Raw genomic sequence first — 13,247 nt, 5'->3', positions numbered from 1 at the left:
GCCTATTCGCCTGAGACGCCGCGGCTGATCGGCGAGATGAACGGCGTGCTCCAGGTGCCGCCGACGAAGAATGACGACTGGTTGGATCCCTGCTGGCCATCGACCGGTGCCGCTGCCGGGTCGGCCTGGGTGACACCCCCCGAAAGCGCCAGCCCGCGTCCGCCGTAAGAGGCGATGCCGGACAGCCAGACCTTGTATTTCGCCGAATTGGCCTCGGCCTTGTCCAGCCTTGCCACACCCTTCGAGATGGTGGCCTTGAGCTCGGCGCCGTCCATCGGCAGTGTCCCGTCCGAGACGTCGTCGAGCGCGAAGAAGCCGCCCTGTTCCGTGTGCTTCAGAAATGCCGGCAAATTGAGCCCGCTCAGCGCGCCAGGCCCGAACGTCGCAGAGACCGAGCCGTCCGCGTTCTCGAAGATCGAGTCCCAGGATTTGCCCGGCCCTTTGAGAATGACCGAGACAGTGCCGGTGCTGGCCGGCACCAGCCGCGTCATTCCGGCCGCGGTGCCGAAAGCGGCGCCGTCAATGTCGGAGGCGAGCAGCCGGATCTCGACCTGCGAGCCCTCCGGTTTGCGGTCGAAACGCAGGCTACTTTGCACGTTGCCGCCAAAGGCCGACGCATCGGAGATATCGAAGACGGCAAGCCCGTTCTTCACCTGCGCCGTGGCGGCGACGTCGGCAAGCTGGATTGCGCCGGCCGAGGCATGCGCCGCTGACAGCCTCAGATCGAGATTGATCCGGTCGGCGAAGCTGGTGTCGATTTCGCCGGGACCGGTCTCGCCGGTCGGCGCCAGCGGCGTGAAGGCCGAAAACAGCGACCTGAGGTCGAGCGTATCGAAGGCGAGTGTGCCTGATATCACCGGCAAGGCGTCGCCGAACGAAAAATCCAGCGCCCCCATTCCCGGGTTGTTGTCGAGCGTCACCGCGGTGTTTTCGAATTTGACGCGGCCGGCGGTCGCCGTGATCTTGCTCGAAATCGAGACCGAACCGATCGCCGTACCAGGAGCAATGCCGGCCTGCGACCATTCCAGCACGCGCCGCAGCGAGGGCGCGGCGAATTTCGCCTGGCCATCGAAATAGGCGTTTTGCGACATGCTGGCCGTGCCGTCGAACGAGAAGCTGGCCGGCGCTGCCTTGAACGAAAACGTGACCGGTGCGGCGCCGCCGGCAAACAGCACCAGCGGCTTGGGCGAGGCGGCATTGACGGTGACGCTCTCGCCGCGCCAGATTCCGGTCGCCGACAAGGTCGCGTTGCTGTTCATCGCTGCCCAGCTCGCCTGGCCGGACAGGCTGGTCAGCAATTCGACGTCCTTGCCGCCGACGGAGGCGACCATGCGGCCGTCCCTGAATTCCACGGTGCCGAACGGATCGGCGGGCAGCTTGCTCAGATCCGGCTTCGTCGGATCGGCGTTGACCAGGCCGCGCGCCGTGTCGATGGAGCGGGTGATGCGTCCGCCCGTTGGTATGGCGGGCAGGAATATGCCGTTTGCGGCGCGCTGGACCCGGATCGTCGGCCGCACCAGCCGCGCCGTCGAAAACACCACATCGCCCTGCAGCGCCGCCATGGCCGAAAGGTCGACCTCGACGCGTTCGGCCTCGATCACCGGCGGCGCGTCGGTCTCGGTCCACTGCGACAGCGTGACGTCGCTCAATATGGCGCGGAACTTCGGCCACACCTCGATGCGCGGCGAACCGGCGATGGTGACCCTGAAACCGCTCCACGCGCTCATTTCCCAGGCGATGCGATCGCGCACGATCCGGGTCGAGGCAAACAGCGGCAGAGCGGCGACGACCAGCGCGATGACGAGCACGGCAACGCCGATCGCCCATATTCCGCGCCGGATCAAAGGTGATGGCATATTGCCCCGGTTGCTTTCATTCCGATAAAAATCGCCTGACGGGTGTAACCGCAGTTGTCACCACGCCTTCCAGTCGTCACTACGACTTAGGGCTGAGGCATTTCAAGTCTTTATGGCCCGGCGATGGCAATTGCGAACATATGGCCGAGTTTTAGCGGAACAAAATCTTGCTCTGCCGCACGGTGGTAGGCATAAGCGATGCAGCTTCAGCCTGCTACGAGGCGCGGCGTTTTTGGGACAGCGGCGCCTGTAAAGCTGAGGCTAGTGCATGTCGCCCGGAAGAGTGCAGCGGTTCCGGGACAACGACGTGCATCAAAACAAAAGCATATCTATCTTGCGACGCGACGGGCTTCAAGGAGGATCGATCATGGCTGCCGAAGCACCGCTCTGGACCCCGACGCAAGACCAGATCGACGCAGCACCACTGACCGCGTTCATGAAGGCAGCAGCGGCCAAAAGCGGCACATCCTTCGCCTCCTACGCCGACCTGCACCGCTGGTCGGTCGAGGATCGCGAAGGCTTCTGGAGCCTGCTGTGGGACTTTTGCGGCATTGTCGGCGACAAAGGGACCGATGCGGGCGAGACCGTGCTCGTCGATGGCGACAAGATGCCCGGCGCATCGTTCTTTCCCGATGCGACGCTGAACTTCGCCGAGAACCTGCTGAAGAAGATCGGTTCCGGCGACGCGATTGTCTTTCGCGGCGAGGACAAGATCGAGCGGCGGCTGTCGTGGAGCGAACTGCACCAGCTGACCTCGCGCTTTCAGCAGCTTTTCCTGTCGCTCAAGGTGAAAAAGGGCGACCGCATCGCGGCGATGATGCCCAACATGCCGGAAACCGTCGCCGCCATGCTGGCGGCCGCCTCCATCGGCGCGGTCTGGTCGTCCTGTTCCCCCGATTTCGGCGAGCAGGGCGTGCTCGACCGTTTCGGCCAGATCGAGCCGGTCATATTCATTGCGCCGGATGGCTATTGGTACAATGGCAAGGCAATCGAGGTCGCCGACAAGATCGCTGCCGTTGCAGCGAAGCTCGAAACAGTAGCCAAGGTCCTGATCGTCGACTATCTCGGTACGTCGCGTGACATCGCCGCGGTCATCGATAAGGCCGTGGCGCTCGAAGAGGCGCTGTCACCCTTTGCCGCCAAAGCGGTCACGTTCGAGCGGCTGCCGTTTGCGCATCCGCTCTACATCCTGTTTTCGTCAGGTACCACCGGCATTCCCAAATGCATCGTCCATTCGGCCGGCGGCACGCTGGTCCAGCACGTCAAGGAACACCGGCTGCATGCCGGGCTCGTCGAAGGCGACCGCTTCTTCTACTTCACCACCTGCGGCTGGATGATGTGGAACTGGCTGGTGTCGGGCCTGGCCTCGGGCGCCACGCTGCTGCTCTATGACGGCTCGCCCTTCCACCCCGACGGCAATGTGCTGTTCAGCTTCGCAGATGCCGAGAAGATGACCTTTTTCGGCACCTCGGCCAAATTCATCGATTCCGTACGCAAGGCCGGGCTCAAGCCGATCCGCAGCCATGATCTGTCGAGTGTGCGGGCTATTTCCTCGACCGGCTCACCGTTGTCGCCGGAGGATTTCCGCTTCGTCTATGACGGCATCAAGAAGGACGTACATCTCGCCTCGGTTTCCGGCGGCACCGACATCGTCTCCTGTTTCGTGCTCGGCGTACCGACGCAACCGGTCTGGACCGGCGAGATCCAGGGTCCCGGCCTCGGCCTTGCCGTCGATGTATGGGACGATGACGGCAAGCCGATCCGCGAGCAAAAGGGTGAGCTGGTCTGCACAAAAGCGTTCCCGTCGATGCCGATCGGCTTCTGGAACGATCCTGAGGGCAAGAAATACCAGGCCGCCTATTTCGAGCGCTTCGACAATGTTTGGTGCCACGGCGACTTCGCCGAATGGACCGCGCATGGCGGCATGATCATCCACGGCCGTTCCGACGCGACGCTCAATCCGGGGGGTGTGCGCATCGGCACGGCGGAGATCTACAATCAGGTCGAACAGATGCCGGAGATCCTTGAGGCGCTGTGCATCGGTCAGGATTTCGACAATGACGTCCGCGTCGTGCTGTTCGTGCGCCTGGCCGCCGGCGTGACGCTGGACGAGGATCTGGAAAAGCGCATTCGTTCCAAGATCCGCAGCGGCGCCAGCCCGCGCCACGTGCCGGCAAGGATCGTCGCCGTCAGCGACATTCCGCGCACCAAATCGGGCAAGATCACCGAGCTTGCAGTGCGCGACGTGGTGCATGGCCGCGCCATCAAGAACAAGGAAGCGTTGGCCAATCCAGAGGCGCTGGAGCTGTTCAGGAACCTGCCGCAGCTGGCTGAGTGACGCGGCCGGGATGGTTAACCAGATATGTCGGTCGAATTTACCTAGATTTCATGAGTGGTACACATTCGTAAATTTTTTGGACGGCCGGTAAGGAGTTGTTAAGGCCCGGCGTCGATAGTCGCACGTAACTTGAGGGAGAAATCCCGTTCCTCGTCCCCTGAGGATCAGATTCGCTCAAGCCCCCGTTGTAACAGCAAATCCCATTTAAGGCGTCCTGTTGGACGCCTTTTCTTTGTCCGGGATTCTCGCCCGGGAATGGCCGGCCCTATTCGGCCAGCACCCGCGTCGACGGGAAGGCGACCTCGACCAGCGTCCCTTCGCCCGGCGTCGAGGTGATGGTGAAGCGGGCGCGGTTGGCTTCCACCATCGCCTTGGTCAGCGGCAGGCCGAGACCGGTGCCGTCGCCACGCCCGCGCTTCAGCGCATTGATCTGCTTGAATGGCTTCAGCGCCTGCTCGATCTCGGCATGGCTCATGCCAATGCCGGTATCGCGCACCCGCATGACAACGTCGCCGGAGGTTTCATAGGCGGTCGACACGATCACCTGTCCGCCGGCTTGCGTATAGCGAATGGCGTTGGACAGGATGTTGAGCGCGATCTGGCGCACGCTTCTGAGGTCGGCGACGACTTCCGGCAGTCGCGAGGCGAAGCTGGAGCGAATGATGACACGCTCGCGGTTGGCCTGCGGCTGCATCATCGCCACCGTCTCGGCCAGCGTATCGTTGAGCGACACCGCCTCGTAGTCCATTTCCTGCTGGCCGGCCTCGATCTTCGAAATGTCGAGGAGGTCATTGACGAGATCGAGCACATGGTTGCCCGAGCGGTTGATGTCTCTGAGATAGTCGCGGTAGCGGTCATTGGCTACCGGGCCGAACTTCTCGTCCACCATCAGCTCGGAAAAGCCGATAATGGCGTTGAGCGGCGTGCGGATCTCGTGGCTGATGCGGGCGAGGAAATCGGTCTTCTGCGAGGAGGCGCGCTCGGCCACCGCGCGCGCCTGGGTCAGATCCTCTTCGGCCCGCTTCCACTGCGTGATGTCGCGCACCACGGCGCAGAAGCCGCTGTCATTGGGCAGCCTGCCGATGGTCATGAACAGCGGGATGAAGCGCCCTTGCGCCTCGCGCCCGATCACCTCGCGGCCATCGTTCATCACACTCGCCACGCCGGGCTCGGACAGGCCGTTCAGATAGTCGCGCGCCGCGCGCTGGCTTTCGATGGCAAACAGCGAGGCGAACGGTTTACCGGTGACGTCGTCGCTGTCGAAGCCGAACAGCGCCTCGGCCGGCCGGCTGATCGAGCGGATGTCGCCGTCGCGGCCGATCAACACCACACCATCGGTCGCGGTGTCGATGATGGTGCGCATCTCGGCAATGCGCGCTTTGAGTTCGGAGACATCGGGCTGCGTCTGCTCCTCGGCTGCGAGATGCGCAACCATCGGCGGCTCGTTATCGCCGGTACGTCGCACCACCAGCATCAGCGCCTTGCCGGCGCGCCACGGCACCGAACGCAAAATGGCTTCGATCGGAAATTCCTGGCCCTCGCGCGTCTTCAGTTTGAGTGTGTGGTCGCTTTCGCCGGCCGTTTCTGAATAGGGATCGGCAAACAGCGCGTCGAGCCCGCCGGCGTCGCTCAGGTCCTCAAGCGTGTCATAGCCGGTCAGGCCGAGGAATTCCTCATTGGCGTAATGAAGCTCGTCGCCCGAATGGATGAGCAGCGGCACCGGCAGCTTGCCGAGGATCGACGTGTCAGGGGCCTTGTGTTCATCTCCGGCCGAGAATGCCGAAGGCATGAACCCCTCAAGCTTGAGCGGCGGCACTTTCAAGCGCTGTGGTTCTGCCGGCACTGTGTCCGCATCGCCGGCCTTGTCCCCGTCTTCCACGGCCGAGTCAGTCGCCTCGTCGGACGGCGCCCAATCCTCATTGTCCTCGGCATCGCGGAAATCGGCCGACGTCATGCTGTCGTCTTCACCGGCATTGGCCGGCGTCTCGGCAACAACCGGCTGTGGCTCTGCGGCCTCGACGATCTCTTGGGCTTGCGTATCATCCGGTTCGGAAGCCGGCGCAGGTTCGTCGTTGGACGACGTTGCTTCCGTACTGTTTTCGGTGACGGAGCCTGGTTCGGGATCGGCATAGTCGAGCAGGGAGCGCGACACTGTCGGCGCCTTCGCCTCGCCTGCTTCGCCGTCCGCAAGGCCGTCGTCCGGCTGCTCGCCGTCAAGCCGCGCGAGATCCTTTTCGTCCTCGGCATCGCTTTCCGGCGGTTCGGCCTCAGCCGTTTCATTTTCGGGTGCGGTTGCCGATGGTTCAGCCACGGCAGCCGGGCCGGCTTCGCCCGGACTCGAGACCTCGGCGGGCCGCCGGGCTGGCGCGGCTGTTTCAGCCTGGTTCGCCTCGACATGATCCGGCTTGAGCTCATCTGCCTTGGCCTGGTCTGGCGTTACCTGATCCGGATTGGCCGGTTCGGCCTGCTTGGCAGTCTCCGGCTGCTCCGGCGGGGGATTGTCCTTCTTCAGCCGCTCGCCGATTTCGCGGAAAGCGCTGCGCTCCAGCGTCGACAGGCCCCTCTCGCTTGTCGGCTGCTTGTCGTTGGCGGGCTGCCGATGCTCGGCCAGCCGGATGACCTTGTCGGCAAAACGACGTTCCTGCTTCGGCACGATGGTCAGTGCCGGCACTTCGCCCTCGAACGGATCGGCCGCCCTGGGAGCTTCCGCCACGGGCTGTTCCGGGGCCGGCTCAGCTGCTGCCGCTGGCGCGCCATTGGGGACCAGCGCCATGCCGATTGCTTCCGGATCGACCACCGCATCGCCGGCGCGGGCGACGCCGAAACCACGAAAACCTTCGAAGGCGCGGCTGCGGCCATAGACAGGCAGTGCTGCCAGATCGACCGGTATCTTCAGGTCGGAGCCGGCAACCGGCCACAGTGCCGAGCGGCCCGACCAGGTGTCGCGCCGTTCAAGCAGGCCCGCGATCTCGCCCGAGGCGTCGAGGCCGAAAATTGTCGCGACGTCCTTGAAGCGGCGGCCGATCACGTCGGCGGCGGCTTTGCCGACAATGTCGCCGAATTCCGGCGACAGCGCGCTGAACTTGCCCTCGGCGTCGGTGCGCCAGACGAAGCGCAGCGGCGGCGCCGAGCGGTCGATCTCACGTTTGGCGGGAGGCGCAGCCGGTGGGGCTGCGTCAGAGGGCAGGGCGGGCGCAGCGGCACTGCTGTCCAACTGCGCACTCTCGGCCGGGGAAACAGAGTCCGGCTCGGCCTGCGCCGGGCTGTCCGGCTCGCCCGCCTGCGGCTCTTCGCCGGCATGGAAGTACCAATGATCGTGTTGCGCCGGCGCGCTGTCATTCGCCGCCTGCTCGCGGCCGGTCGTCTGCTCGCGATGGTCCGCCTTTGTATCGGTGGACGCCGAAGCATCATGCTCGGTGGCAGCCGGACCTGTCTCCCCGACATCAGGTGCGGCCGCGAGTGGGGCGCCCTGATTCCCGCTTGCGGTGGGGTGGTCAGCCACCGCATCCACCGTTACCGCGTTCTCCGCGGCGGCTTGCGCCGGGCCATCGTCGACCTGCGCTGCAGCAGGTTCGGCATCCAGCTCGCCGACAGGATTTTCCTCACCGAGCTGATCCTCGTCGATGACCACCAGCAGATGCCTGGACTCGGTCAGGCGCGCGAAGCCGGCCGGATAGGACGTGGCGCCGCCGGGGACCAGCCGCTTGACGATGCGGTCGTCCTGGCTCGCCACGTCGGCGACAAGCGCGGCCAGCGTCTCAGGTCGGATGGCGAGCGCGCCAAAGCCATCCGAAGCCGCCTCGACAGTGCCGGCGGCGTCGACAAAGGCGATGAAATGGCCGTCTTCGGTAAAGCCGCTGATCGCGCGGGCCGCAATCTCGGCAGCACTGCGCGAGCCGGCCTGCGCTGCCGGCACCACCAGCATGATGGCGCTTTCGCCGTCCGGCATCGTCACCGCACTGGCCAGGAAGCCGACGGCGCGGCTGGTGATGCCGGTCGCCAGCCGTACCGTAATGGCGCGGTCGCTGCCGATCTGCGGGAAGCCCGCGGTCGCCATGATCTGACGCCTGGCGATCAGCGGCAGCTGTGCCGAGGCGCCGATGATGGCCTCGATATCGGGATAGCCGAACACCGCAGCGCCCGGGCCGTTCGCCCAGATCACCCGTTCGAGGTCGGCCGACAGAATCGCGATCGCGTCGCCGGCGGCGAAGCGCTGGCGGACCGCATCGAGCACGGCGACATCGAGGAAAGAGTAGTTCTCGGAAGGCATGCGCTTGGCGGACCCTTTCGGTGAAACCTCTTGGCGAACCTACAAGGCGGGCAATTTGCAGTTAACGCTTTGTTAATAAAAGCCCGCGCGGCGAAGGTCCACAAGCCATGGCGGGAAGCAGGTGGAATCTCTGGCCACTTGGTTAACAGCCCCTCGGAATGCCCTTGGGTAACCTCTTGGGGTAACGCATGGGAAGAAATTATGGTGCACTGCAACAAAGATATTGCATCGCACAAAAAAACCGCTATATTGCCATCATACATGAACGAGACGGCTTTTTGTCAAAGCCGCTACCCCGAAAGGATGGAAAATGACCAAGGCCAAGACCGCTGAGACCATCGAAAACGTCGAATTCCCGAGCTTCGACGCTTCCAAGGCAACCGACCAGATCCGCGCTTTCGCCGAAAAGGGCGTCGAGCAGTCGAAGGAAGCCTACTCCAAGCTGAAGACCGGCGCCGAAGAGACCCAGAAAGTCCTGGAATCGACCTTCGAGACTGCCAAGACCGTTTCCAGCGACCTGTCGCTCAAGACCATCGCCGCTCTGCGCGCCAATGCCGAAGCCGGCTTCTCGCATCTCGAGGCCCTCATCGGCGCCAAGTCGCTGTCGGAAGTGGTCGAACTGCAGACCGCCTTCCTGCGCAAGCGCGTCGAGACCACCGTCGAGCAGGCCAAGGACTTCCAGGCTGTTGCTTCGAAGGCTGCCGAAGACGTCTCCAAGCCGGTCAAGACCGCTTTCGAGAAGGCCCTGAAGGACATCAAGGCCGCCTAATAATTGCGCACAACTCTGCGATGCATCAAAACGTCGCATTTCGTCAGACAAATGGGTGTGCGATAGAGTTGTCCAAATGAATACCCGGCGAGTGGAACCTCCTCCCTCTGCTCTCCGGGGTGACCAGCCAGCACCTCCTCCCGCTGGCTCGTAACAGGAAAAGGCCGGCACCTCCTCCCGCCGGCCTTTTTCTTTTGCCGAAGAAACGGGCGTCTGTTGGGAGACCGGCTTTGCCTTATCAAAGGCCTTGAATTAGTCTCTGATAGACCGTATTGGACGCATCGCCGAACGACAGAGCGGATCTCGGAGAATGAATTTTCACCACGATCTGGCTCAGGCGAACGTGCCGTTGTAGCTCAGATGGTTAGAGCGCCGGATTGTGGATCCGGAGGTCGCTGGTTCGATCCCAGCCAACGGTACCATCGAATTTTCCGCTAAAGTAAGCCGATCCCGGCGATCCACGGGAGATCAAGACCTGTATGGCGCTGTCGGCAGGGCAGGAAGACCCTGACTGCACACACACCGCGGTGCAGATACCCGCGCCGCATCTAAGGTTTCATTTTACTCCAGCGGTTCGTCGGTCGGCCGAGGCGTCGTGCCTGCCTGATGAGGACGGCCGGCATTGCGATTTGCAATACGGCTGTCGAGCGGCGATCTGGACGCTTGCTGGGCGCCAGCGGTCTTGGGCGCCGTCGGCTTGGCGCCGGAATCGCTGTTTTCAGCGTCGCGACGGGGATGTGGCAGGCCGGTGGCCTCAGGCGATCTGACCGAAGGTGTGGCGGCCGGGTTTGTCGATGCGGGTTTGTCCTTGGCCATTTTCAACTCTCGCCTTTTCAGCACGCAGACGGCCGGACAACAAAGTCGGGCCATTGGACAGAACGGTCAGCCGTGCGGGCGCATCACGACTTTGATGCAGCCGTCCTCCTTGTCGGTTTTGTAAAGTGCGGGCCCGGCCTTGAGGCCAGCCCGATGGGTGATCACGAATGACGGGTCGATATCGCCGTTCCGAACTTTCTGCAGCGATGTCGCGTTCATCCTGGATCGTCGGATCGGCCACCTGTTCGCAACGTATGTCGCCTTTGCCGTGCCATGTCAGGGCCTTCATGTGCTGTTCCTTCATGTGCTGTTCCTTGACGACAAGCTCTGCGAGCCCGAACTTGGCTTGATGTGAAATGTTCCCGCTTCGAACGAGCATCCGGCCTCAACCCTTGGCGGCCGAGCCGGGTTCGGCCATGCCGCAATGCTGCTCGGTCAGGGTGCCGGCCGGCGTGCCATGCGCCGCTGCAACCTGCAGCTTGTTTTTCCAGCCGCTGATCGCCTGCTGTCACGACCGCATCCCTGATCGCTTCGCAGGGCAGAGGTTTGGCGCAAGCGCAGGATCTGCTATCGCGCCAGAATCGCGGCGACAACGAACACGACGGCGGCAACGACGACAAGCGCGACAATGGCCAGCACCGGGCCGTTTTTACTCGGGGCCGGGGCGCGCTCGTCGTCCGGCCGCCGCATCGCATTGGCGAAGCTTGCTTGATTAGCGAAAGCCGGCGTGCCCGTCGCTGCGGGAACCGGCACGGCGCAGGTGTCTGCTGCTTCGGCATCGGTTTCCATAGGCGCCGCCGCCGGGTCGAATCCCGGCGTCTTGTCCTCTGTCACCCCAGACTGAATATCGCCTCTGTCTTCGGCCGGGTTACGTTCGACGTTCATGATGATGCTCCTGCCGCTGGCCCGGGCTTCCCCAACCGCGAGCGGATCAGGATGTTCCATCGGGCGGAATCGCCAACAACGAGGAGCAAATTCAGATAGCCTTCAAACAGATGTCCCTGGTGGCAACGCGGGCCTTGCAACCGGTCAGCACCGGATTGGTGGTCTCGTTGTAGTCGGCCATGGTCGGCAACGCGGCAGATTCGGCAAAGTTCCAGTCTGGCTCGCAATGCCCGCTTACGCACACCGCCGCTCGTTGACCTTGAGCTGGCTCGTTCCAGCCACTCCAACCCAAATTGCCAGTCCGGCTCCCGGCGGCGCGCTGTTTGGATTCCGTGGGAACATCAACAGCGCCAGCGAGTTCGGTATGTGCAGCGAGTTCCCTGTTCGCCGCATGGCCGACTGCCGGAGCTCTTGACTGCCCGCGTCTTCGCTCCTGGAGCGCGGGCCACTCCTCTTAGCCCAAGGTTGCGATCATGAGCAGAAACATTCCGGAAAAGCGGGCCAGGCAGGGTGGCTTGGGGCGACCGGTCCTTGGCGTGCTCTTGGCAGGCCTTGTCTTGGCGCTCGTTGCCTGGGGGATCGCTGAAATCTATGGCGAGCAGGCTAAGACACCGGCGACACAACAAAACAGCCGGGTTCCATCGCCAGATACTTACAGCCCAAATCCTGGCCAAACGGACCCCGCAAACTCCAAGGCCGATGATGTGAATGGCGAACCGGTGGACCGAAATCCCAAGCTCGACAAGGATCCCACGCCGCGATCAAGCACTGGCGGGGATCAGCCAGGAACGCCGCCAACTCAACCTGCTTCGCCATAGCGTTCGCACTAGTTGATAAACACAATTCAAACAGATGCGGAAATGTGGAGCGGCGATTTCAGCCAATTTCAAGAGCCGGGTCTGTCAATAATCGCCGGCGCTCTCTGATAGCTGGGGAAACCTCCGCTGATTCTTACCGCTTGCTGGATGGCACTGGCGGCTCCAGACCGACTGCGCGCTGTGTCACGCCGGCAGACCTTTGCACCTCTGGGCGCTTTTGAACTTGCAAGTCGATGGAATCGGGCAAGCTGGGTGTAGATGATGCAGTCGTCATCTTATCGAGGTCCGGCAGCAACACCATCTTTGCGTAGCGTGGAGGAACCAGATGGCCTCCGAAAACAGCGAATATCCCGCACACGAATAAAGCGAGAAGCAGGGCCGTAAGCACATCTGTGAAAATTTCGACAAATCTCATGTGCTCGCTCCGCGCGTAAGGATCCCGCCGCGCTCTCGACAGTAAGAGCGGCGGGATCCTCAACCGGCGATGAAGGGACTTTGATCGACGGTCTTCTCCTAATGTGGCTTCCGGTTGCGTGTTCCCTGGTTCGGACCTTATCCACCGACTATGGGACTAAGGTCCCGAACCTAAATGGAACCGATGGGGAAGAGCGGAATCCATGTGCCTTTAAGAGGCTTCAACCAGAGGGCACGACGGCTGATCGTCAGCCTCCCGCCAGAGACAGTCCACGGGCGCGCTCGCGCAGCAAGGCAAGCAGTTCGTCGCGCCGTGGCTCCGGCGTGTCGACGGGTAACACCAGACACAAGGTCCTTTTGATGGCGCCGTGGCCGTCGTGGATGGGCGCTGCCATGCACCAGGTGAAGCGGTCCGCCAGAGCGGCGGTCTCGCTGAAACCCTGCCGGTGGGCCAGGGCAACATCGGCAAAGAATTCGGCTGGTGCAATGATGCGGCCGTCGGGAAGCCTGTAGTCGCCAGATGGGATGAAGTCCCTCAACTCTTGCTCGTTCATATGGCCGAGGAGCAGCCGTCCGGATGCCGTCCATGGGATCGGCACCTCGACCCCGACATCGCTTGAGATCCGGAACGGGCCCGGCGAATCTCGGCAGTCCAGAACGACGTATTTGTTGCCACGCAGGCCGCATAGCTGGACCGTCTCGCCTGTCTCGGCGGCCAACTTATCCAAGGTCTCGATGATGCGACGGTAATGGGCGTTGTGATGTGAGTAGGCCCAGCCGAACAGATGCATGGCGCGTCCGAAATAGACGTAACCTTCACCGCCGACGTTTTCGAGCATTTCGGCGTCGAGCAGGCTGTTGACGATCTCGTAGGTGGTCGAACGCGGCGCGCCGATCATCTTGGCGATGTCGCCGACGCGCATTGGCGCGCGGTGCCGCAGCAACGCCTCGAGCAGCATGATGACGCGGTCAATGCCGCGTCGTCGTTCGCCGTTGCGCGGCTCCGCGCCGGCTTCCTTCCCGATCGCATCGTTAGTGCCGTCGCTCATGACCATCCGCCAAAATCATTTCGGTTCTCGTC

At 63.0% G+C, this 13,247-nt stretch carries 6 protein-coding genes, 1 tRNA gene and 3 pseudogenes; 3 read left to right on the top strand and 7 right to left on the bottom strand.

The annotated features are described in order from the left end of the window. Positions 1 to 2: 2 nt before the first annotated feature. Positions 3 to 1,856 carry an AsmA family protein gene (locus NKH54_RS19395; RefSeq protein WP_353028752.1) on the bottom strand — a complete coding sequence of 618 codons (1,854 nt, stop codon included), beginning with the start codon at positions 1,854 to 1,856 and terminating at the stop codon, positions 3 to 5. A gap of 367 nt (positions 1,857 to 2,223) precedes the next feature. Between NKH54_RS19395 and NKH54_RS19390 the strand changes: the two genes are divergently transcribed. Continuing rightward, the gene (locus tag NKH54_RS19390; protein ID WP_353028751.1) at positions 2,224 to 4,194 is read left to right on the top strand and encodes an acetoacetate--CoA ligase; all 1,971 of its coding nucleotides are present in this window, start codon (positions 2,224 to 2,226) and stop codon (positions 4,192 to 4,194) included. 265 nt (positions 4,195 to 4,459) lie between these two features. Here the strand turns inward: NKH54_RS19390 and NKH54_RS19385 are convergent, their stop codons facing one another. Next, positions 4,460 to 8,464, bottom strand: a complete 4,005-nt coding sequence (locus NKH54_RS19385) for a PAS domain S-box protein (protein ID WP_353028750.1) — start codon at positions 8,462 to 8,464, stop codon at positions 4,460 to 4,462. A 310-nt stretch (positions 8,465 to 8,774) separates the two neighbouring features. Between NKH54_RS19385 and NKH54_RS19380 the strand changes: the two genes are divergently transcribed. Both NKH54_RS19380 and NKH54_RS19375 read left to right on the top strand, forming a co-directional pair. Continuing rightward, entirely contained in the window at positions 8,775 to 9,233 is a 459-nt protein-coding gene (locus NKH54_RS19380; RefSeq protein WP_023669330.1) for a phasin, read from the top strand. A 345-nt stretch (positions 9,234 to 9,578) separates the two neighbouring features. Continuing rightward, a tRNA-His gene (locus NKH54_RS19375) sits at positions 9,579 to 9,655 on the top strand. Positions 9,656 to 10,115: 460 nt separating this feature from the next. Here the strand turns inward: NKH54_RS19375 and NKH54_RS19370 are convergent. The 5 genes and pseudogenes from NKH54_RS19370 to NKH54_RS19355 form a co-directional block, all read right to left on the bottom strand. Then, positions 10,116 to 10,238 (bottom strand): annotated as a pseudogene (locus NKH54_RS19370) (zinc-binding dehydrogenase); the annotation flags it as partial. A 16-nt stretch (positions 10,239 to 10,254) separates the two neighbouring features. Continuing rightward, positions 10,255 to 10,338, bottom strand: a pseudogene (locus tag NKH54_RS32515) (alcohol dehydrogenase catalytic domain-containing protein); the annotation flags it as partial. Between the two features lie 96 nt (positions 10,339 to 10,434). Then, positions 10,435 to 10,548: pseudogene (locus NKH54_RS19365) on the bottom strand (SDR family NAD(P)-dependent oxidoreductase); the annotation flags it as partial. A 68-nt stretch (positions 10,549 to 10,616) separates the two neighbouring features. Then, positions 10,617 to 10,934, bottom strand: coding sequence for a hypothetical protein (locus NKH54_RS19360; RefSeq protein ID WP_031195897.1), 318 nt, complete (start codon positions 10,932 to 10,934; stop codon positions 10,617 to 10,619). A 1,480-nt stretch (positions 10,935 to 12,414) separates the two neighbouring features. Beyond that, on the bottom strand, positions 12,415 to 13,215 hold the full coding sequence (locus tag NKH54_RS19355; protein ID WP_353028749.1) for an IclR family transcriptional regulator: 801 nt from the start codon (positions 13,213 to 13,215) through the stop codon (positions 12,415 to 12,417). Positions 13,216 to 13,247: the final 32 nt, after the last annotated feature.

Source organism: Mesorhizobium sp. M1004 (genome assembly GCF_040318795.1).
Taxonomy (GTDB): domain Bacteria; phylum Pseudomonadota; class Alphaproteobacteria; order Rhizobiales; family Rhizobiaceae; genus Mesorhizobium.
This window is presented reverse-complemented; position numbering and strand designations above follow the sequence as displayed.